Here is a 19,665-nt window from a genome sequence, read left to right on the forward strand (position 1 = left end):
GGATGATTTTAACTATTTGAAATATATATATTTTAAAGCAGACCAAGAGATTGCTGCCGCAGTCAGTTTTTTGTCAGGAAAGAGTAACAAGACTGCGCTATGCCCTGCTAGCATAGGACGTCGGGGGCGACGCAATGCTTGCCGGCCCAACGGATCCCCTTGCGGGATCGTCTCTGGATAAGGCCGACCCCGAGCCGGCCACATTGAAGTACGAAGGACCATCCGCCCAAGATGATCGCCCCCAGCTCCCGCGCCGTCGACCCCCGCGACCTTATTCGTTCCGTCTTCATCTGGGCCCTGCTCATACCGCTGGCGCTCATTGCCTTTGTCGTTGCGCAGATCACCCACCAGGACTGGGTCGACAGCGTGAACTGCTTTGTTTACGCCTTTGCCGCCGTACTGGCCGTGGCCCTGGCACGTCAAGCGAAGGTGGCGGCGACGCCGGGCGACGCCGATCCCTTCGGGCGCGCCTTCTGGATCGCCACGGCGGCTTTCTGCGCGTTTCTGGTTCTCATCGAACTGAGCGGCACCGCCGCCGAACATTTCGAGGCACAAATCTCGCCGAGCTGGCTCGGTGCCGTCATGCGCTGGATGGCGGGCGGCGCCTTCCTCCTCACCATCGCCCGCCTGCGGCCGCGCCGCGCCACGCATGCCACACGGCAGCCGACGCCGATCGTTGCCATTTTGGCCCTCGCTTTCGGCCTCAACAGCATCGCGCTCGGCCTTGAAATCGGCGAACCGCATCTCAGGCTCCAAATGGGCCTCGATTTCGATACCTACGACAATATCGGCGATCTTATCGAATTCATTTACCTGCAGCTTTATCTGCTGGGCTTCATCCTGCTGGCGGCCGAGATCTCGACGCGCCACGCCTTGCTGGCCCGCATTGGCGAGGCGGAATCGCTTGCCGACAATGCCGCCTCCCTCCGCGCGGCACAGCTCGCTTTCGCAACGGCCGCCTTCACCTCGGAAAAGCTCAGCCGGCGCCGCTTCCATCGTGCGGTCATGGGCTTGGCACTGGGCCAGGGTTTCGGCGGCATCGCCGCGGGGCTGCGCCTGACGCGCAAGCTCGGCCCCAGCATCGCCCAACGGACCGGCAAGTCGAAGCTGCGCCAGTTTGCCGAGCAGATGCGCTTCATGTGGCAATTCGGCTTGGCACCCAAAGCCTACTATCAGTTCGAGCTTTTCGCCCCCGAATGCGGCCGCGTCGCCGGTCAGTATCTGCAGCGCAACGAAACCAAGTCGGCTGCCTACAAGATCATGCACAAGCCGACCGGGCACCGCCTCAGCGAGAAACTCAGTTTCCACGATCGCTGCCGAGAACTTGGGCTACCCGTTGCACCGGTGGTCTTCGCCGCCAGCCGGGGCCAGGCCGAGCCCGCCTATGAGAGCGTCAAGGAACTGCCGCCCTTCGATCTTTTCATCAAGCCGCGCAAGGGCAGCGGTGGTCGCGGTGCCGTCAAATGGCAGTATGCCGAGGGCATTTTCATCGCCAAGGACGGCCAGCACATGTCGCCGGCGGCGCTGCGCCAATCCGTCACCGAGCAGTCGGCCGAGGTGCCGCTGCTGGTGCAGAAGACCCTTGTCAATCATCCTGCGCTTGCCGACGTCAATTGCAAGACATTGGCCACGATCCGCATCGTCACCTGCCGCAACGAGACCGGTGCCTATGAGGTGACGAATGCGGCTTTCCGCATGCCGCGCGTATCCGGTTCACCGGTCGATAACTTTCACGCTGGCGGCATTGCCTCGGCGGTCGACATCGAGACCGGACGATTGGGCCCCGCGACGGATCTGGGCCTTTCAATTGATTCCGGCTGGTTCACGCGGCATCCCATCACCGACGCCCCGATCGAGGGCCGCATTTTGCCGCTCTGGAACGAAGCGCGTGCCTTGGTGGAACGGGCGCATCCGCACTTCAGCGATTTCACCGTCATCGGCTGGGACATCGCCATCCTGGAAGACGGCCCCAGCATCATCGAAGCCAACGGCGCCCCGGACCTCGACATCATCCAGCGCACGATGCGGGCACCCCTCGGCAACGCGCGCCTCGGCAAGCTGATCGCCTGGCATGTGAAGCGCGATCTGCGCGGCGCGCTGCTGGGGTGAGTACTTGACGGCAAGAGCCGTCGCTTCCGCCCCCACCCCGCCGACGCATGTCGGCATTCGCCGACAGCCCCTCCCCCTGAAGGGAGAGGGAATCTCACCGAGCTAGCTGGAACATCGATGCAATTCCGGCTCGAATCCCCTCTCCCTTCAGGGGGAGGGTTAGGGTGGGGGTGCGCGCCAGCGAGCGGGGGTGTCGGCGCAAGCGGACTTGGGACGCGTCCAGCTACTCCACCACCACTGCCGTGCCGCTGACGCTCACCATCAGCATCGAACCGGCCTTGCCGACCACTTCGTAATCGATGTCGACGCCGACCACGGCATTGCCGCCGGCACGGCGCGCGGCATCGCGCAGCTCGTCGAACGCCGTCTCACGGGCACCCTTCAACGCACTTTCATAGGCACCGGATCGGCCGCCGACGATATCGGTGATCGAGGCAAAGAGATCGCGGAAGATATTGGCCCCCACGATCGCTTCGCCGGCGATGACGCCGCGATAGTCGACGATGCGCTTGCCTTCGATGGTCGGTGTCGTGGTGATGATCATCAGAGCGTCTCCTGAAAGAAAAAGCCCCTCATTCTGCCTGAGAGAATGAGGGGCTTCCATGACCCTTGTCGCTGACCCTTGTCGCTTTTTGAGGGCGCGGACCCTTAGCCGCGACCGTATTTCAGCAACCGCAGGCGCAGGGCATTGAGCTTGATGAAGCCTTGCGCGTCGCGCTGGTCGTAGGCGCCGGCATCGTCCTCAAAGGTGACGTGCTTCAGCGAATACAGCGACTTGTCGGACTTGCGCCCGACCACGGTGGCATTGCCCTTGTAGAGCTTCATCCGCACCGTGCCCTCGACATGCTCTTGGCTCTTGTCGATCAGGGCCTGCAGCATCTCGCGCTCGGGCGCGAACCAGAAGCCGTTATAGATGAGCTCGGCATAGCGCGGCATGATCTCGTCCTTGAGATGCGCCGCACCGCGATCCAGCGTGATGCTCTCGATGCCGCGATGGGCGGCGTGAAGGATGGTGCCGCCCGGCGTTTCATAGACGCCGCGCGACTTCATGCCGACGAAGCGGTTCTCGACCAGATCCAGGCGGCCGATGCCGTTGGCTTTGCCGAGCGCGTTCAGCTTGGTGAGCAGGGTCGCGGGCGACAGCTTCTCGCCGTCGATCGACACCGCATCGCCTTTTTGGAAGCCGATCTCGATATAGGTCGGCTTGTCGGGAGCGGCTTCCGGCGAAATGGTGCGCTGATAAACCATCTCTTCCGGTTCCTGCCACGGATCCTCCAGCACCTTGCCTTCGGAGGACGAGTGCAACAGGTTGGCGTCGACCGAGAACGGCGCTTCGCCGCGCTTGTCCTTGGCGACCGGGATCTGATGCTTTTCGGCATATTCGATGAGGCGCGTGCGCGAGGTCAGGTCCCATTCGCGCCACGGGGCGATCACCTTGATCTCCGGGTTGAGCGCGTAATAGCCGATCTCGAAACGCACCTGGTCGTTGCCCTTGCCGGTCGCACCGTGGGCGACGGCATCGGCACCGGTCATCTTGGCGATCTCGATCTGGCGCTTGGCGATGAGCGGTCGCGCGATCGACGTGCCCAGCAGATACTGGCCTTCATAGAGCGCATTGGCGCGGAACATCGGATAGACGAAATCGCGGGTGAATTCCTCGCGCAGATCCTCGATGAAGATCTCCTTGATGCCCAGCATCTCGGCTTTCTTGCGCGCCGGCTCCAGCTCCTCGCCCTGGCCGAGGTCAGCCGTGAAGGTCACCACTTCGCATCGATAGGTTTCCTGCAGCCATTTCAGAATGACCGACGTGTCGAGACCGCCGGAATAAGCGAGGACAACTTTCTTGATATCGCGCGACATGGTCCACCTTGTTCACAGGAAAAGCGGGCGGAACCTAGGGGAAATGCGGGTTAGTGGCAAGGGTGGGGGTGCCGGTGCGAGCCGAATGGGACTCCTCAGTGAAGCGCCCGCTCCGCGGCCCGGTACTCGAAAACATGTTCCGCACCCGTCGCCAGCGCCCGGCCAAAATGCACCTTGGCGGCTTCCATGTCCCCGCTTAAGGCCAACGCCCGGCCGATATGGTATTCGGCGGCACAAATGGCCTCGGCCCGCGCCGTCGCCGGCTGCCCTTCGGCCAGTTGCAGGACCGCACCCGCATCGGCCTTCCCCAGATAGAGCTCGGCAAGAACCCGCGGCCAGGGTGCCAATTGCTTGGCACCGGCCAGATAGGCTTCCAGCAACGCCCGGCGATCCTGCTGGAGGCTCGCTGCCGCGACCTGGCGCCAAAGCTGTGCGCCGAAATGCCGCGGCTCGCGGGTGGCGGTGGCGTCGAAATCGGCCAGGGCGGCCTGCTCGTCACCCGCGAGTTCGGAAGCCAGTCCACGCAGGAACAAGGCGGTGAGATTGTCGGGCTCGGTGCGCAGCACCGCATCGCAGGCCGCGCGCTCGAAATCGAGGCAGGCCGGCAGATCCGGATTGTCCGCCCGCGCCGGACCGACGGCGAGCGGGTTGATCAGCAGGGCAGCGGCGAGCGCTGCAAGCCCGGACAATAAAGGGCGGGTATTGGCGGATAAGAGCATGTTCCGTTTCTCGGCAGGAATATTGAAAGAAGGTTAATACGCCGCTGAGTTTTTGCGCAATCCAGGGATATTTCTTCAGCTTTCCGTAATATCTCCGGATGTATTCTTCACCTGACGGTCGCCTTCCGGAGGACAGCGGGTCGACGTCGCCCCGCTGACACGCCCCCAGATCAGGATCGACCGACCGGTCTCCTTGGAGTCGCACCGCAGCCCCGGTGCGGGTCCAAGTGCTCCCGGCGGGCCATCGAAATTGCACACTCCCCCCATCGTGCAGATGGCCTGCCGGGCGCCCCTCTTCTCCATTCAAACCTTATGGCAGTTGCTTCTGGCGCCAGCCGGCATCGATCGCTTCCGGCAGATTGCGGTCGCCATCCTTCGCGGCATCGAAATGCGCGCGCGCCGATTTCGCGTCTTTGCGCAACAGCGCCGCTTCACCCAGATAATAATGCGCCTCGGCCGCAAGGCGCCGCGCCACATTCGGATCGCGCACTGTTGTCGCAGCCAGCAGGTCCTTTTCCGCGACCTGGCCGCGGATCGTCGCCAGCACCGGCAGCGGCCATTGATCGGCCGGGAACTTCGCCATCACTTCATCCAGGATCTTGCCGTCGGCCTTCGCGCCCCCTTGCGCCAGAGCCAGATAGCGGCGTAGCGCGGCATAGGGATTGTTCTCGCGGAAACGCTCGGCATCGGCAAAGTCCTTCACCGCTGCCTTGAAATCGCCTTTCAGGAAGTTGGCACGGCCGCGATTGTAGAAGGCCGCCGCACTCTTGGGCTCCAGCTTCACGATGGCACCGAAATCAGCCGCCGCTTCGGCGAATTTGCCTTGGCGCAGGAACAGGCCGCCGCGATCCATCAGCGCGTCGACATCGTCCTTCGATACTTTGAGAAGCGCCGTGAGATCGTCGATCGCCGCCTGATCGCGCCCCAAGGCCGCCTTCGACCAGGCGCGGCGGTTGAGCGAGTCCGGATCGCCCGGCACCAGCTTCAGGATATGGTCGTAATCGCCAATGGCGAGATCATGCCGTTTCATCGCGCCATAGATCGCCGCGCGCGCATAGAGCACGTCGGTCGCATCGGGCGTCTGTTTCAAGGCCGAGCTGAAATCGTTCGCAGCGGCGGTGCCCTGCCCGCGGCGCCCCTGGATGATGCCGCGCCGGAACAAGGCGGCAGCCAACTCTTCGCCCTGCAATTGCCGGCTTTCGATCGCCGTGGTGCAGGCGACGACGGTGTCCTCGGTATCCGCGGGCTTCAGGCAGTTTTCCAGCAGCGGGTTCAGCTTCTTGGCCGGTGTCTTTTCTTGGGGTGTCTTTTCTTGGGGTGCCTGATTCTTGGGCGCCGCATTCTTGGTCGCCTGATCCTGCGGTGCGGCCGGCTGTTCCTGAGCGGCCGCCGGAACGGCCAGCAGCAGTGCCCCCGCGATCACCCACCAACGGGAAAATGTCACGTCAGGCGGCCTCGCCCGAGGCAGTGCTCGGTTTGGCGTCGCGGTCGATCTCGGAACGGCGCTGCTTGACGCTGTCGCTCTTCAACTGGCCGCAGGCCGCCATGATGTCCTCGCCGCGCGGGGTGCGCACGGGGCTCGAATAGCCGGCATCGAAGATGATGTCCGAGAAATCGCGGATGGCGCCCGGCGTCGAGCGCTCGAAGGGTGCGCCCGGCCAGGGGTTGAAGGGGATGAGGTTGACCTTGGCCGGCACCTTGGAAATCAGCTTCACCAGGGCGCGCGCATCGGCCGGGCTGTCATTGACACCTTTCAGCATCACATATTCGAAGGTGATGCGGCGCGCATTGGAAAGACCCGGATAGTTCTCCAGCGCCTTCATCAATTCCTTGATCGGATATTTCTTGTTGATCGGCACGATCTCGTTGCGCAACTCGTCATTCACTGCGTGCAGCGAGACGGCCAGATTGACGCCGAGTTCGTTGCCGCAGCGTTCGATGAGCGGCACGACACCGGCAGTCGACAGTGTGATGCGGCGCTTCGAGATGGCGATACCCTCGCCGTCCATGACGATCTTCAGCGCCTTCGCCACTTGATCGAAATTATAGAGCGGCTCGCCCATGCCCATCATGACGATGTTGGACAGGAGCCGCCCGTCCTGCGGGCTCGGCCATTCGCCCAAATGATCGCGCGCCATCATCACCTGGCCGACGATCTCGTTGGCGGTGAGGTTGCGGACCAGGCGCTGCGTACCGGTATGGCAGAATTTGCAGGTCAAAGTGCAGCCGACCTGGGACGAGACGCAAAGCGTGCCGCGATCCTCTTCCGGGATATGGACGGTCTCGGCCTTCTGCTTATCGTTGAATTCCAGCAGCCATTTGTGCGTGCCGTCCTTCGAGGCAAGGCTCACGGCGATATCGGGCCGGCCGACGAAGAACTTCTCGGCGAGGCGCACGCGAAAATCCTTCGAGAGATTGCTCATCTGCGAGAAATCGCGCTCGCCGCGATGATAGAGCCAATGCCACAGCTGGCGGGCACGGAACTTCGGCTCGCCGACCTCGATCATCAAGGCTTCGAGTTCCTCGCGCGACAGGCCGATGAGGTCGCGGCGCCCTTCGGCGTCGACGGCCGGGGCGGCAAAGGATTCGGCGTGCTTCTCGATGCTCATCTTCAGTATCTCTAGCTCGTGCAGGCTTGGCTCATGGTGCGATAGGCCTTGGTGAAGCCGGACAGGTCATAGGTGTCCTGCACCTTGAGGCCCTTCGCCGTCGTCGCCGTCACCACCATCTGGTTCGACTTGCGCATCGCCTGCACCAGCGCCTTGTCGTCGGCACGGCTCTTCACCCAGGCCCGGTCATCCTCGATCTCGGTGAACTTGAAGGTGAAGCCGCCGATCTTGACGATGACCGGCGTCTTCGATTGCGGCTTGAAACCCAGCACGATCGAGACCTGATCGAGCGCCCCGATCTCCGGAAAATGGGTGACGAGGGCCGCGACCTTGCCGCGCTCCTTGACGTTCCCCTTCTTGTCGGTGGGCTCGCTCATCGCATAGCAGGTCCGGTTGCCGTCGGAATCGGCCGTCATCGCCCGCCATTTCTTGTAGGCGCCGAGATTCTTCGGTGTATCGGCCGACGCCGGCAGGTTCATGGCGCCCAGGGTGAGGAGGGGCAGCAACAGATATCCGGCGATGATCTTGGCGTTGAGACGCATCGATGTTTCCGCTTGATGTGGGGCGCCGGCCGACCAAAAGGGCCAAGGCGCACGGGGCTCATGCCTTCATCTAGCAAGGATCGGCGGCAAAATCCACTGCCGCAGCTGTCACAAGCCTGTGGATCAATCGGAATTCTGCTGTTTTTTCAGCTGCTTCTGCTTCCAGACGGGGAGGCCCCGTTTATGTTTCAGCAAGGGGGCGGCCGGTCCCCCCACCCGCACGGGCCGCTCGGCAAAGCGGCCCAGGCTGATCATCCGGTCGTACATGACGATGGCCCCGGCCACCGACAGGTTCACGCAGAAGCGGGTCGGGATCTTGATGATGAAATCGCAGCGTTCCTGCATGGCGGGCGTGAGCGAATCCTTTTCCGCCCCCAGCACATAGATGGCGGCCGGCGGGTGGGTGAAGCTCGGCAGGTCGATGGCATCGTCCGTGATCTCGATTCCCACGATCCGGCACCCGACCGGCGCCTGGAACGAGGCGACATCGGGATAGATCTGCACCGGCATCGAATCGAAGGCCACCGACGTGTCGGAAGCCAGCACATCGCGCACATTGAAACAGGCGCCGATGGTGAAGCAGAAACTGGCGTGGAAGGCGTGGGCGGTTCGGAGGACGGCACCGAGGTTCATCGGCTTCGAGATGCCCTCGACGCCGATGCCGAAATAGCCGCGATGGACGGGATTCTGGCTCATGATGGCCGGGAACCTAGCGATATGGGCGCTATCCGGCAACCTTCGCCTTGGCTTGGGCCGCCAGCGCCAACCCCGCCATCACGGTCGCCCCGCCAGCCAGTGCAAAGCCGCCAGGTACTTCAGATAAAAGGAAAAAAGCGATGACACTGGCAATGACCGGCTGGGCATAGCCGAGGATCGCGGCAACGCTCGCCGCCACTTTGGTGAGGCCCTTGTTGATGAGGTAGTAGCCGGCGAAGGTGACCAAACCATAGAGCGCCATGAAGCCCGCTTCTGACCCGTCCCGGGGCATCCCATGATCCTCGACGAAGAGGAGTGGAACGCAAAAGAATCCGGCACTTAGCAGCTCCCAGAAGGTTACCGCCTTGATGTCGTAGCCGCGGCAGGAGCGCGCGGTGATGAGGAGGCAGCCGGCGTAAAAGAAGGCGGCGGTGAGGGCGAGGAGGTTGCCCAAAGTGCTCGATTTGCCACTCCCAAAAGAGCCGAAACCGGGCCCTAAAGACATCAAAACGACCCCGGAAAAGGCAATGAGCCCACCGACAATCATCTGCCAGCCCAGCGGGCGCTTCAGGAACAGGATCTCGATCCCCGCCACAAGGAGCGGGTAGAGCATCACCAGGAGGGCCGCTTCCATCACCGTCGTGGTCATGATGGCGATGTTCCAAAGGACCAGATCGGCCGCTAGCAAGAAGCCCGCAAAAACCACGGCAATCAAGACTTTAGCGGGCAACCGCACCGCGCCCCGTGCAAACAGAAGCGAGAGCAAGGCCGCCACCAGCAGCCGCCAGCAGGCTGTCGCCGCCGGGTCGAGCGGCGACAAACGCACCAGGATGGGGCTCAGTCCCGACAGCAGGATGCCGATGCCGAGGGCAAGATGGGCTGGGTGCATGCTGTAACCAGTAAAATCAATTTTGCTGGTTACAATGCCCTCTGCTACTGTAACCAGTCAATCCGGTTTTAATGGTTACAGAATTGAGCACATTCGACAGTCCGACAGACATCCACGCCCTGCCCCGCCGCGTGCCCAAGGCGGAATTCGTGGCGGGCCGCCTGTCGCTGGCCTTCTGCAACACGGTCGCACTGCCGGATGCCGCCGATCGCTGTGCCGATGCCGAGAGCTTCGCCGCCTGGGCGGCCCGGGGCGGACACGCCTTGCCGGCACCGCCCGACGCCGCTTCCCTGGAACGTTTCCTTGCCCTGCGTGAGACGCTCATCGCCATCTTCGCCCAATTGGTGATCGGCTTCGATCCGCCGGCCGCGGCCTTGGAGGCCCTGGCCGCCGCCGCCCTGCCACCGCAACTCGTCTGGGACAGTGCCGCGCATCGCGCGGTCGCGAGGCCCGGCGCCCACGATCCGTTGACAGCATTCCGCCAAGCCATCGTCGCCGACGCCATCGACCTGCTGACGGGCGAGGCGCAGTTCCGCATCAAGCGCTGCCCCGCCGCCGATTGCCGCTGGTTCTTCTTCGACACCACAAAGAACGGTCGGCGCCGCTGGTGCGCGATGGGCGATTGCGGGGTCAAGGACAAGGTCGGCCGCTTCCGCATCCGCCACCAGGCCGCTTTCTGACATTGCCAGAGCGTGGCCGGCAGCGCATTCTCCCGCGCAATTGACCGGCCTTTCGCGAGCGAGATCCATGAACCACCCGCACCCCCATATCCACGCCGAGATCCCACAGGGCGATTCACCGATCCTGGTCGAGGTGTGGCGCGGCAATCTGGTCGAAAGCCGCCATCGCTGCATCGCCGCCGTGGTCGATGCCGACGCGCATGTGGTCAAGTCGTGGGGCGATATCGAACGCCCCATTTATGGCCGCTCGTCGATCAAGCCGCTGCTCGCGATCCCGCTGGTGGAATCGGGCGCGGCCGACCGCTTCGGCCTCACCGACCGCGAGGTGGCCCTGGCCTGCGCGTCCCATAGTGGCGAGCCGGGTCACGTTTCCGCCGTCAATGAGTGGCTCGCCAAGGTGGGTCTCACTGCCGAGGCGCTCGAATGCGGGCCGCATTATCCCTATTACGAACCGGCCGCGCACGACATGCTGAGGAAGGGCGAAACGCCGACGCGTGCCCATAATAATTGTTCGGGCAAGCATAGCGGCTTCCTCACCACCGCCGTGCATCTGGGCGAGGATCATCGCGGCTACATCAAGTACGAGCACAAGGTGCAGCAGCGCCTGCTCGGCATCCTTGAGCAAATGTGCGGCCTCGACCTCGGCGATGTACCGCGCGGTGTCGATGGCTGCGGCATTCCCACCATTGCCATTCCGGTCGGCCATCATGCGCTGGGCATGGCGAAGATGGCCGACGGCAAGGGCCTTTCCGCCGCCCGCGCCGCCGCCAGCGCCCGCATTCTCAAAGCCATGTCGACCGAGCCCTGGTATGTCGCCGGCACCGGGCGTTTCTGCACCGACGCGATGAAGGTGACGGGCACCAAGGCCGCCATCAAGACGGGCGCCGAAGGTGTCTATATGGGCGCCTTCCCGGAACTGGGGCTGGGCGTCTGCCTGAAGATCGAGGACGGCAACGGACGCGGCGCCGAGCTGGTGATGGGCCATCTGCTGCGCCATTTCGGCATCATCGGCAAGGATGAGGCGGAGCAGTTGCAGCAATCGCTGACGCCGACCCTGCGCAACTGGGCCGGGACCGAGGTCGGCAAGATCGCCGCAGCAAATTTGTTGAACGAAAGCGCGCCTTTCTAAACGGCGCCGCCGTTTCGGCGTGTGTTGCAGCGCAAGAATAATTGCGGTCGCCAGGTGGGGAAGCGAGTGACATGATTTGAGGCGCAACCTCCATTCCGGGAGAGCCTCAGATGAAATCGAGCTATCGCCAGCTTGCCATCGGCAACCGCAAGCTCAGTCCCGAAACGTTGATGACGAGTTACGGCTACGATCCCTTTTTGTCGGAAGGATCGGTGAAGCCGCCCGTCTTTCTCACCTCGACCTTCGCGTTCAAATCGGCCGAGGATGGCAAGGATTTCTTCGACTATGTATCCGGCCGCCGCACACCACCCAATGCGCAGGATGCGGGCCTGGTCTATTCGCGCTTCAATCATCCCAATCTGCAGATCGTCGAGGAACGGCTCGCTGTCCTTGAAGGCGGTCAATCCGCGCTGATGTTTGCGAGCGGCATGGCCGCGATCACGGCGGCAATCCTTGCCTTCGCGCGACCCGGCGACACGATCCTGCACAGCCAGCCACTCTACGGCGGAACCGAAACCCTGCTGGTCGGCACCCTGGCGCCGTTCGGGCTGAAGGCGCAGGGCTTCATGGACGGACTGCATGAAGAGGCCGTGACCGAGGCCGTTGCGGCCTGCACCAGCAAGGTGCCGATCATCTATGTCGAAAGCCCGGCCAACCCAACCTGCGGCATCGTCGACTTCGATCTGGTGACGCGTGCCGCCGATGCCATCGAGAAGAAACAGGGATCGCGCCCGCTGATCATCGTCGACAACACGATGCTGGGGCCGATCTTCCAGCAGCCGCTGTCCTTCGGTGCCGACATCGTCGTCTATTCGCTGACCAAATATGTAGGCGGCCACAGCGATCTGGTGGCGGGTGCCGTGATCGGCAGCAGCGCGCATCTGGTGCCCATTCGCAAGATCCGCTCGGCCTTCGGCATGCAGCTTGATCCCCATTCGTCCTGGATGCTGGGGCGATCGTTGGAAACGCTGCATCTGCGCATGGAGCGCGCCAGCGATTCGGCCCGCAAGATCGCGGCCTTTCTGGCGCAGCATCCCAAAGTGGATGCCATCTATCATCCCGACTTCATCAAGGACGAAGCCTATCAGCGCGTCTATCGGAAATCGGCGCGAGCCGGCGGGTCCACTTTCTCCTTCACGGTGAAGGGCGGTGAAAAGGAAGCCTTCCATTTCCTCAACGACCTGCATCTCTTCACCTTGGCGGTCAGTCTCGGCGGGACCGAATCGCTCATCTCGCATCCGGCATCGACCACGCATTCGGGCGTCGCCAAGGCGATCCGCGACAAGGTCGGCGTCACCGATGCGCTGGTGCGGGTTTCGGTCGGGTTGGAAAATGCCGACGACCTCATCGCCGATCTCGATCAGGCGCTTTCCGGTCTCTGACTCGTCCCGGTTTCATCACAGAGATTGCAGCGAAGCGGATGGAATAAATTCGCGCCGTTCATGCCTCACGGATTCGTGACTCGTTTCGATGCCAAGCCACCGAACAGTCACAGGATCAAAAGGCCCCGCTGCCTATTATCGATACGGATCGGCGATGAACCTTGCCGATCTCATCAAAAGAACTTTGCGAAGGAGTGGGGACATGTTGGCATTGAAAGACCAAGCGAGCAGTTCGGTATTGAAGGCCGGTGCGGGCTTGTTGGTCGCCATCGGTTTGGCGCTGGTGGCGACACCGGCCTTGGCCGATGGGAAGCACAAGCATTGGCATGACAACGGCAACCATTACGGCCACTACAAGAAAGGGCCGGACGTCGTCTATGTCGACCGCTATTACGATGATGGGCCGGATGTCGTCTATGTCGATCGCCCGGTCTATGTGCGCGAACGCGTCTATGTCGAGCCGCGCCCGGTCTATGTGGCCCCGCGCCCCTCGATCAACATCGTCGTGCCGCTGTTCGATTGAATCCTGGCGACTGAAACTGGGTCGCCCTGTTGACGGTCTGCCGAGCAGCTTCCGATCTTTCTAAAAATCCCTGCCTGCGCTATCCCTGGGTGGCACTCACCACCCGGGGATAGTCCGTCATGCGCGCTCTCATCTGCGATCAGCCCACCGGTTACGAAAGCCTGCGCCTGGGCGAGATGGACGACCCACAAGCAGGCCCCGGCGAAGTGCTGATAGAGGTGGCCGCCGCCGGCATGAACTTTGCCGATTCGCTGATGACCGCCGGCAAATACCAGGTAAAGCCCAATCCGCCCTTCGTGCCGGGACTGGAGCTTGCCGGCACCGTGCTGGCGATCGGCGCCGGCGTTGCGCATGTGAAGCCCGGCGACCGCGTGATGGCGGTGGTTGATCACGGTGCCTTTGCGGCACGTGCCGTGGCCAAGGCAACGGACACGTTCCTGCTGCCGGCCAGCCTCGCCTTCCCGGAAGCCGCCGGCTTTCCCATCGCCTATGGCACGTCCTATGGCGCGCTGGTGTGGAAGGCGCGCCTGCAAAAAGGCGAAACACTGCTGGTGCATGGTGCGGCCGGCGGCGTGGGACTGACCGCGGTCGAAATCGGCAAGGCGCTGGGGGCCCGCGTCATCGCCACGGCGGGCGGTGCCGACAAATGCGCCATCGCCGCCCGGCATGGCGCCGACGAGACCATCGACTACAAGGTCGAGGATGTGCGCGAACGCGTGAAGGCGCTCACCGCCGGTCGCGGGGCGGATGTCGTCTATGACCCGGTGGGCGGCGACATGTTTGACGCGTCGCTACGTGCCATCGCCTGGAACGGTCGCCTGGTCGTCATCGGTTTTGCCGCCGGCAAGGTGCAGCAGATTCCGGCCAATATCCTGCTGGTGAAAAATGTGGACGTGCTGGGCTTCTATTGGGGGTCGTACCGGCAGCACGCGCCGGCCCAGATGGCCGATGCCTTTGCGGCCCTGATGGAGATGATGGGAAAGGGCGCCCTGAAGCCCCATGTCTCCCACGCCCTGCCCCTGACCGACTGGCGGGGGGCGTTCGAGACCCTGCTCGGCCGGCGGTCGACCGGCAAGGTCGTGCTGCTCCCCTAAGATGTATTCTAGAAGATGAAGTAGTCGACATCCCTTCTTTATGGATTTTGTGCGAATAGACGGATGGGACTTGACGTTGTGCATTTTTTCCGTATTGTACGTGATATTGTACGTAATGTACGGAGGCATCAATGACACCCAAATCAGAGCGCTTTGAGCTGCGCCTTGGTATTGCAGCCATCGAGCGGCTCGACGAATGGCGGCGCGAACAACCCGACACACCTACAAGGTCAGAGGCAATGCGCAGGCTCGTCGAGGTAGGCCTCGAGACGACAACGACCCGTCAAGTCTTTTTGGCAGCCAAACTTCAACTTATGGCCGCGGGCCTCACACCCGGCCCTCGAGAACGGATTTCTGACGCTTATCTGTATGCCTGGGATGAGGAGGTCTATCCGCTATTTCACGATGCAGCGGACTGGCACAAGCCGTTTGACACAAGCTTCCGAGTAACCAGAGAAATGTTGTCTGAACTTACAAGTTACCTTGATGACTTGTGGATAAAAGGAAAGAAGATCCCGAGCTTCTATGATCTAGAGGGCCATTACGGTGTTCGGCACGGGCAAACAGAATGGGACAGGCACGCACTAATCTCAGCGCTCCGGTATACTTGGCTAAGCCATAGCTTTGACGAAGCTTTCTGGAAAGCCATTCTCGCACCAATGGATCATCCCTCCGAAGCAGCTTGCATTACTAGCCCATTCGATCGAGACGAAGATGTGTTTTTCAACTGAGGCCAATGCTGTATTTCGCCGAGCTGACAGCCTTACCAAGCTACTCTAATCGCCCGATTTAGCCGGGAAATGGCGTAAAGCGGATTGAAGCCGGGCCAGCGAAGTGACAGATTGGCGCTGACAAGAACAGGGTCATCCCCGGATTAAGCCCCACATGCTCAAAGACTCGCGCCTGCTGTTTAAACTGTGGCTGAAGAACCCCCGCAGTATCGGTGCAGTTGCAGTGTCGGGGCCGGAACTGGCCGCGGCGATGGCGCGGCAGATCCCAAAGCAGCTTGACGGATATGTGGTGGAGCTGGGCGGCGGCACCGGTTCGGTCACGCGCGCCATCCTGGCGGCGGGCGTGGCGCCGGACCGGCTGATCGTCATCGAACGGGACCCGATGCTGCACAAGCATCTGGTCGAACGTTTCCCCGGTGTCCGGATCCTGCTCGGCGACGCGCTGCACCTGCCGTCCTTGCTGCGCCGGCACAATGTGGCGCCTGTCGCCGCCATCGTGTCGAGCCTGCCGCTGCTGTCGCTGAAGAAATCGATCCAGCTGCGGATCGGCGCCCAGGCCTTTGCCGTCTTGGAGCCGGGCGCGCCCTTCATCCAGTTCACCTATGGCCTGTTCTCGCCCTTGCCGCGCAACCGCCTGGGCATCGTCGGCGAGGTCGAGGAGCGCGTGCTGCAGAACCTGCCGCCGGCCAGTGTCTGGCGCTATGTCCGACCGGCCGGACAGCTGGCGCGCAGCCACGGCCGCAGCAAGCTGGACCACGCCGCCTAGGCGAATCCCGTCAGCTGATTCCCGCTTCCCGCAAATAGACGATCATATCGAGTGAGGGCGGCGGGACGTCCGTCCCCGACAGCATGCCATGCGCTTGGCCACGGTGGTGCGTCTGGTGATTGAACATATGCGCCAGCACAAAGCGAACAGGCGTTTCATAGGGTGCGCCGGCCATCGTCTTGTAGACGAGGATCTCGCCGAAGCGCGCGGGCGGCATCTCTGCCACATACGTCTTGATGCGCAAATCGAGGGCTTCGCGCTGGCGCCGAAGATCGGCGAAATCGTCGCCCACGATTTGATCCAACGCCTTCATCTCGGGATCAGCAACACCGGTCAAGCGCGACAGCCAGATGCGGTCCGTCACCACCAGATGATTGAGCGTCTTCAGGAGCGAGGGAAAGAAACCGATGCGGGGTGCCACGATCGCCGCCGCGTCGAGGCTGCCCACGGCATCGTAGAGGCGCTTGTTGGCCCACTCGTTATAGCCGGCGAGCGTGAGGAAATAGGCTTGCATGGTCGGGGCGCTCAAAAAAAGATGGGAAGTCGGAACGAGAAAATGCGCCATCGGCCGAGCGGTGAGCAAGGCCGATGACGCTTCAAGTATCCAGGGTTGGACCGAATGGGGGTACGGTCCAGATCCGACCCGGTCGGGCTGACCGGATCGGACATTGCCGGGAACTGGGATGTCCCCGAAACCGCGCGCCCCCCTGAGAATGTCCCTCTGGCCGAAGCCAGTTGGACGAGGCGGCGGTGAAAGAATGCCGGACGGACCTCATGGCCGACATCCGCACCGGCGTCAGGCGCGCCAAAATGGCTTGGCGAATTCCTGTTCGGCATCGAGGCGGCTGATGCCGATATCCTTGAGTTGATAGTCGCTGAGGCGCATCAGGTCCCGGCGCGACCGGCGGCGTTCCCGCCATTCCTCGATCGCGATGAAAAGGGAGGCGACGCGGCCCGGCTGGGCGACCGCATCACGAAACAGGCCGCCGCGGAATGGGCCGTTGCCGGCCTTTGAGGAAGCGGCAGACCCTGCAAACAGGCTGATCTGAGTCATTGTATCCTCACATTTTCCTAACCGGCACCATTGCCGTTGGGGTGAAGTTATGCTTGCATTGCTGGGGACACAAACGACCGTTTCTCACTTGTTCTGTTAGCTGAGATCAAGCATTGCCGGACCCGACGAGCCCGGCCCTTGATTCCATTGGGGAAGCCAGAAGATGCGCCTGCCGCCCTTGAAAGCCGTGCGCTATTTCGAATGCGCCGCCCGTCATTTGAGCTTCACCAAGGCAGCGGACGAGCTCAACGTCACCCACAGCGCCATCAGCCACCAGATCAAGGCACTGGAGGAATGGCTGGGGATCAGCCTGTTCGAGCGCGGGGCCAGGTCGCTGTCGCTGACCGAAGCCGGGCGGCGCTACCTGCCCCCGGTGCGGGCGGCCTTCCATCAGCTTGCCGAAGCCTCGGCCGAGATGCGCCTCTTCCCGGGGGGCGGGCCGCTCACCGTTTCGGCCCTGCCGTCGCTCGCCTCGAAATGGCTGGTGCCGCGCCTTTACGATTTCCAGGCCCGCCACCCCGAGATCGAGGTGCGCATTTCGGCGACCGATCGGCTCGATCCCGTGGGCGAGGGCGATGTCGATATCGGTATCCGCTACGGGCGCGGTCAGTGGCCGGGGGTCGAGGCGGAGCTGCTGCTGCAGGACGAGGTCTTTCCCGTCTGCGCGCCGAGCATCCTGGCCGGATCGGTCCCGCTCAAGGAGCCCAAGGACCTTGCCCGCTTCTCGCTCATTTCAGACATGGATTGGCGCCGGGCGCAGTTCGATTTCTGGCCGCGCTGGCTGGCGGCAGCCGGCGTCCCCGACCTGGAGCTCAAAACCAACCTCACCTTCAACTATTCCAATTTGATGATCCAGGCGGCGATCGACGGGCTCGGCATCGCGCTCGGCAACACGATGCTGGCCGGTGACGATCTGAAGAATGGGCGCTTGGTGCAGCCCTTCCCGCAGACCGTGTTGCTGGAGACGGGCTATTATCTCATCTACGGCAAGGGGGCGCTGCGGCAGGCCAAGGTGAAGGCTTTTCGCGACTGGATACTGAATCAGATGGCGACCTTCCGCGACAAGTCAAAGGAACCGAAGAAAGAAGGGATCGCGTCATGAAGCGGATTTGGATCGCAGCCTTGCTGATGGTGGCGGGGACGCAGCTCGCTCTCGCCGACGGGGCGCGCTGGCGCATCAACAATATTCCGCTCGACATGCCGCTCGAAGACGAGCTCGACGGCGAGTTCCTGGAAGGGATCTATCAGGAAAAGCTGATGGACCGGCTGATCTCCAGCGTGCTCAACGAATGGCCGAGCTATCACATCGATTCGACGCTGAAGGTCGGGAAGGGCAAAGTCACGGCCAAGGATTCCGTCCCCGGTGCCGACACCGATCCGAAGAACGAGCAGATGCAGCTCTTCTTCTCGAGTGCCGCCGACCAGCACCGCATCTTCTGGATCCGCAGCCGCAAGCCGATGCATGCGCCCGGCGACGCGGATGGAATCGCCAAAATGCTGACGATGGTCGAACAGACCTATGCCAAGCCCGATCGCATCATCACCCAGGACGACATGCCGGGCGATGCCATCCTCATCATCGTCGATACCAGTCTGCCGGCGGAGGAGCAGGAGAAGATCCGCGCCGCCCTGCCGCAGCCGATGACCCTCGCCCATGAGGATTACATGGCATTCTGGTCGATGGATTTGCAGCGCCGGGCAAAGGTACTGGGCCCGGACTTCCGCGGTGCCATCGTTCAGCTCATGGTCTTCCAGGGCAAGCTCGAGGCGATGCAGACCGAACTCATTGACTTGAAGCGCGCGCAGACCGTCTTCAAGCTGGATTAAAGCGGCGGGAAGCCGCGGCCTTCCCGCGCGATGTTGCATTCCGGATCGCCCGGCTGGCAGGCGCGGCAGACATCGGGGCGCAGGCCGTAGATCGAACAGGCGACGGCCTTGCCGATCTCGCCATGCAGGGCGGCGCAGCGCCCGCCACTGCCATTTGCCGCATCCGGCTTCCAGGCCATGCCGCTCTTGTCGGCGGCAATGAGGGCTTCGGGAATGAGGGCGAGATCTTCCTCCGCCTCCAGCGAGAAGCGTGGCCAGCTCGGGTCATGGGCGCAGCAGGCGCCGCAGCTTTGGCAGGGTGATGGATCGCTCATGGCCGCCAGCCTATAGCCGATGCCCGGCTGCGTGTCAGGAACGATCCCAATCAGGAACGATGAAAGCGGTCAGAGGCGCCAGTCGCCCGGCTCCAGCTCGACCGCCAGGATGAGGATACCGTCGATCTGACTGCCGTCCGCGCTCAGCGGCAGGAAGGCGATCTCGTGATCGTGCAGCAGACCGTCGGCCGACAAGCCGCCGAAGCGGTCGACATAGGGGGGGCGCTTGGCAACGACCGTGCGGCAGCCGGCCAGGGGAATATGCTGGAACAGCGCCGGGTCCAGGCCGTCGCCCGACCCCTCGTTACCGGACCCATCTTCAGCAGCGAGTGCGGCATGGAAGGGGTGGAACCGGAAGGCCTCAGCCTCACCAGTCTGCGCCAGACGCGCCAGGAGAAGGCGCGGAAAGGCCTCGCTCAGGGCGCCGCCGTCGAAATCGGCCAAGCTGGGCATCGCCTTGCTGCCGCCCGCCGCCTGCCAGGCGACATAAAGAGCCTGGACATCGGGATCGGCTTCATAAATCCAGCCCGGCAGCGCCGCGGGGGCTGCGAGATCGCCAGGTTCATACGATATTGTAGACATACGCCGAAATCCTTGTCTCGACACTGTCACCAAGATGTTGGTAGAAGCTGACGAAAATCTAGGCAAATTAATGCGTTATCGGGTATTTGATGAAAATCCCGCACAATGCCGAACGACGTCGGACCCGAGGAATAGAGGCGCGCCCGCAACGGGTTAAGG

22 protein-coding genes are annotated in these 19,665 nt (G+C 62.7%); 10 read left to right on the forward strand and 12 right to left on the reverse strand.

The window, feature by feature from the left end; all coding sequences use genetic code 11:
* Nucleotides 1-231: 231 nt before the first annotated feature.
* Nucleotides 232-2,109, forward strand: a complete 1,878-nt coding sequence (locus ACE3PP_RS07700) for a sugar-transfer associated ATP-grasp domain-containing protein (protein ID WP_374380061.1) — start codon at nt 232-234, stop codon at nt 2,107-2,109.
* Between the two features lie 223 nt (nt 2,110-2,332).
* On the opposite strand, the gene ACE3PP_RS07705 is transcribed toward ACE3PP_RS07700, so the two are convergent.
* The 8 genes from ACE3PP_RS07705 to ACE3PP_RS07740 form a co-directional block, all read right to left on the reverse strand.
* Nucleotides 2,333-2,653, reverse strand: coding sequence for a heavy metal-binding domain-containing protein (locus ACE3PP_RS07705; protein ID WP_374380064.1), 321 nt, complete (start codon nt 2,651-2,653; stop codon nt 2,333-2,335).
* A 104-nt stretch (nt 2,654-2,757) separates the two neighbouring features.
* Nucleotides 2,758-3,969 (reverse strand): argininosuccinate synthase, encoded by a 1,212-nt coding sequence (locus ACE3PP_RS07710; protein WP_374380067.1) that lies wholly within the window; start codon nt 3,967-3,969, stop codon nt 2,758-2,760.
* 95 nt (nt 3,970-4,064) lie between these two features.
* Nucleotides 4,065-4,688, reverse strand: coding sequence for a hypothetical protein (locus ACE3PP_RS07715; protein WP_374380070.1), 624 nt, complete (start codon nt 4,686-4,688; stop codon nt 4,065-4,067).
* A gap of 310 nt (nt 4,689-4,998) precedes the next feature.
* Complete coding sequence (locus ACE3PP_RS07720) at nt 4,999-6,132, reverse strand: tetratricopeptide repeat protein (RefSeq protein WP_374380071.1); 1,134 nt, start codon at nt 6,130-6,132, stop codon at nt 4,999-5,001.
* A gap of 1 nt (nt 6,133) precedes the next feature.
* The gene (gene rlmN, locus ACE3PP_RS07725; RefSeq protein WP_374380074.1) at nt 6,134-7,297 is read right to left on the reverse strand and encodes a 23S rRNA (adenine(2503)-C(2))-methyltransferase RlmN; all 1,164 of its coding nucleotides are present in this window, start codon (nt 7,295-7,297) and stop codon (nt 6,134-6,136) included.
* Nucleotides 7,298-7,308: 11 nt separating this feature from the next.
* Nucleotides 7,309-7,839 carry an invasion associated locus B family protein gene (locus tag ACE3PP_RS07730; RefSeq protein WP_374380077.1) on the reverse strand — a complete coding sequence of 177 codons (531 nt, stop codon included), beginning with the start codon at nt 7,837-7,839 and terminating at the stop codon, nt 7,309-7,311.
* 123 nt (nt 7,840-7,962) lie between these two features.
* Entirely contained in the window at nt 7,963-8,535 is a 573-nt protein-coding gene (locus ACE3PP_RS07735; RefSeq protein WP_374380080.1) for an RNA methyltransferase, read from the reverse strand.
* Between the two features lie 28 nt (nt 8,536-8,563).
* Nucleotides 8,564-9,424 carry a DMT family transporter gene (locus ACE3PP_RS07740; protein WP_374380083.1) on the reverse strand — a complete coding sequence of 287 codons (861 nt, stop codon included), beginning with the start codon at nt 9,422-9,424 and terminating at the stop codon, nt 8,564-8,566.
* Between the two features lie 83 nt (nt 9,425-9,507).
* On the opposite strand from ACE3PP_RS07740, the gene ACE3PP_RS07745 reads away from it, so the two are divergent.
* The 7 genes from ACE3PP_RS07745 to ACE3PP_RS07775 all read left to right on the forward strand — a co-directional run bounded on the left by ACE3PP_RS07745 (nt 9,508) and on the right by ACE3PP_RS07775 (nt 15,729).
* Entirely contained in the window at nt 9,508-10,104 is a 597-nt protein-coding gene (locus ACE3PP_RS07745; protein WP_374380089.1) for a CGNR zinc finger domain-containing protein, read from the forward strand.
* A 67-nt stretch (nt 10,105-10,171) separates the two neighbouring features.
* Complete coding sequence (locus ACE3PP_RS07750; RefSeq protein ID WP_374380092.1) at nt 10,172-11,233, forward strand: asparaginase; 1,062 nt, start codon at nt 10,172-10,174, stop codon at nt 11,231-11,233.
* Between the two features lie 110 nt (nt 11,234-11,343).
* Entirely contained in the window at nt 11,344-12,615 is a 1,272-nt protein-coding gene (locus ACE3PP_RS07755) for a cystathionine gamma-synthase family protein (protein WP_374380094.1), read from the forward strand.
* Nucleotides 12,616-12,817: 202 nt separating this feature from the next.
* Nucleotides 12,818-13,138 carry a hypothetical protein gene (locus ACE3PP_RS07760; RefSeq protein WP_374380097.1) on the forward strand — a complete coding sequence of 107 codons (321 nt, stop codon included), beginning with the start codon at nt 12,818-12,820 and terminating at the stop codon, nt 13,136-13,138.
* Between the two features lie 119 nt (nt 13,139-13,257).
* Nucleotides 13,258-14,232, forward strand: a complete 975-nt coding sequence (locus ACE3PP_RS07765) for an NADPH:quinone oxidoreductase family protein (protein ID WP_374380100.1) — start codon at nt 13,258-13,260, stop codon at nt 14,230-14,232.
* A gap of 131 nt (nt 14,233-14,363) precedes the next feature.
* The gene (locus tag ACE3PP_RS07770) at nt 14,364-14,963 is read left to right on the forward strand and encodes a hypothetical protein (RefSeq protein WP_374380103.1); all 600 of its coding nucleotides are present in this window, start codon (nt 14,364-14,366) and stop codon (nt 14,961-14,963) included.
* Between the two features lie 154 nt (nt 14,964-15,117).
* A complete protein-coding gene (locus tag ACE3PP_RS07775) occupies nt 15,118-15,729 on the forward strand; it encodes a class I SAM-dependent methyltransferase (protein ID WP_374380106.1) in 612 nt (203 codons plus the stop codon).
* A gap of 10 nt (nt 15,730-15,739) precedes the next feature.
* Here the strand turns inward: ACE3PP_RS07775 and ACE3PP_RS07780 are convergent, their stop codons facing one another.
* Nucleotides 15,740-16,243, reverse strand: coding sequence for a DinB family protein (locus ACE3PP_RS07780; protein ID WP_374380108.1), 504 nt, complete (start codon nt 16,241-16,243; stop codon nt 15,740-15,742).
* Nucleotides 16,244-16,525: 282 nt separating this feature from the next.
* Complete coding sequence (locus ACE3PP_RS07785) at nt 16,526-16,783, reverse strand: DUF1127 domain-containing protein (RefSeq protein ID WP_374380111.1); 258 nt, start codon at nt 16,781-16,783, stop codon at nt 16,526-16,528.
* 163 nt (nt 16,784-16,946) lie between these two features.
* Between ACE3PP_RS07785 and ACE3PP_RS07790 the strand changes: the two genes are divergently transcribed.
* Complete coding sequence (locus ACE3PP_RS07790; protein ID WP_374380114.1) at nt 16,947-17,885, forward strand: transcriptional regulator GcvA; 939 nt, start codon at nt 16,947-16,949, stop codon at nt 17,883-17,885.
* Nucleotides 17,882-18,610: a hypothetical protein gene (locus tag ACE3PP_RS07795; protein ID WP_374380117.1), complete on the forward strand. Its 729-nt coding sequence runs from the start codon at nt 17,882-17,884 to the stop codon at nt 18,608-18,610. Before ACE3PP_RS07790 ends, ACE3PP_RS07795 begins: the two co-directional genes overlap by 4 nt.
* Here the strand turns inward: ACE3PP_RS07795 and ACE3PP_RS07800 are convergent.
* Nucleotides 18,607-18,924, reverse strand: a complete 318-nt coding sequence (locus ACE3PP_RS07800; RefSeq protein ID WP_374380120.1) for a YkgJ family cysteine cluster protein — start codon at nt 18,922-18,924, stop codon at nt 18,607-18,609. The genes ACE3PP_RS07795 and ACE3PP_RS07800 overlap by 4 nt on opposite strands.
* A gap of 69 nt (nt 18,925-18,993) precedes the next feature.
* A complete protein-coding gene (locus ACE3PP_RS07805; protein WP_374380123.1) occupies nt 18,994-19,506 on the reverse strand; it encodes a hypothetical protein in 513 nt (170 codons plus the stop codon).
* Nucleotides 19,507-19,665 lie beyond the last annotated feature (159 nt).

Origin of the sequence: Dongia sp. (assembly GCF_041910485.1) — a bacterium.
GTDB lineage: Bacteria > Pseudomonadota > Alphaproteobacteria > Dongiales > Dongiaceae > Dongia.

Coding starts and splice junctions, on each gene's coding strand:
- ACE3PP_RS07700 (WP_374380061.1), top strand. CDS start 232: ATGATCGCCCCCAGCTCCCGCGCCGTCGACCCCCGCGACCTTATTCGT.
- ACE3PP_RS07705 (WP_374380064.1), bottom strand. CDS start 2,653: ATGATCATCACCACGACACCGACCATCGAAGGCAAGCGCATCGTCGAC.
- ACE3PP_RS07710 (WP_374380067.1), bottom strand. CDS start 3,969: ATGTCGCGCGATATCAAGAAAGTTGTCCTCGCTTATTCCGGCGGTCTC.
- ACE3PP_RS07715 (WP_374380070.1), bottom strand. CDS start 4,688: ATGCTCTTATCCGCCAATACCCGCCCTTTATTGTCCGGGCTTGCAGCG.
- rlmN (WP_374380074.1), bottom strand. CDS start 7,297: ATGAGCATCGAGAAGCACGCCGAATCCTTTGCCGCCCCGGCCGTCGAC.
- ACE3PP_RS07730 (WP_374380077.1), bottom strand. CDS start 7,839: ATGCGTCTCAACGCCAAGATCATCGCCGGATATCTGTTGCTGCCCCTC.
- ACE3PP_RS07735 (WP_374380080.1), bottom strand. CDS start 8,535: ATGAGCCAGAATCCCGTCCATCGCGGCTATTTCGGCATCGGCGTCGAG.
- ACE3PP_RS07740 (WP_374380083.1), bottom strand. CDS start 9,424: ATGCACCCAGCCCATCTTGCCCTCGGCATCGGCATCCTGCTGTCGGGA.
- ACE3PP_RS07750 (WP_374380092.1), top strand. CDS start 10,172: ATGAACCACCCGCACCCCCATATCCACGCCGAGATCCCACAGGGCGAT.
- ACE3PP_RS07755 (WP_374380094.1), top strand. CDS start 11,344: ATGAAATCGAGCTATCGCCAGCTTGCCATCGGCAACCGCAAGCTCAGT.
- ACE3PP_RS07760 (WP_374380097.1), top strand. CDS start 12,818: ATGTTGGCATTGAAAGACCAAGCGAGCAGTTCGGTATTGAAGGCCGGT.
- ACE3PP_RS07765 (WP_374380100.1), top strand. CDS start 13,258: ATGCGCGCTCTCATCTGCGATCAGCCCACCGGTTACGAAAGCCTGCGC.
- ACE3PP_RS07770 (WP_374380103.1), top strand. CDS start 14,364: ATGACACCCAAATCAGAGCGCTTTGAGCTGCGCCTTGGTATTGCAGCC.
- ACE3PP_RS07775 (WP_374380106.1), top strand. CDS start 15,118: ATGCTCAAAGACTCGCGCCTGCTGTTTAAACTGTGGCTGAAGAACCCC.
- ACE3PP_RS07780 (WP_374380108.1), bottom strand. CDS start 16,243: ATGCAAGCCTATTTCCTCACGCTCGCCGGCTATAACGAGTGGGCCAAC.
- ACE3PP_RS07785 (WP_374380111.1), bottom strand. CDS start 16,783: ATGACTCAGATCAGCCTGTTTGCAGGGTCTGCCGCTTCCTCAAAGGCC.
- ACE3PP_RS07790 (WP_374380114.1), top strand. CDS start 16,947: ATGCGCCTGCCGCCCTTGAAAGCCGTGCGCTATTTCGAATGCGCCGCC.
- ACE3PP_RS07795 (WP_374380117.1), top strand. CDS start 17,882: ATGAAGCGGATTTGGATCGCAGCCTTGCTGATGGTGGCGGGGACGCAG.
- ACE3PP_RS07800 (WP_374380120.1), bottom strand. CDS start 18,924: ATGAGCGATCCATCACCCTGCCAAAGCTGCGGCGCCTGCTGCGCCCAT.
- ACE3PP_RS07805 (WP_374380123.1), bottom strand. CDS start 19,506: ATGTCTACAATATCGTATGAACCTGGCGATCTCGCAGCCCCCGCGGCG.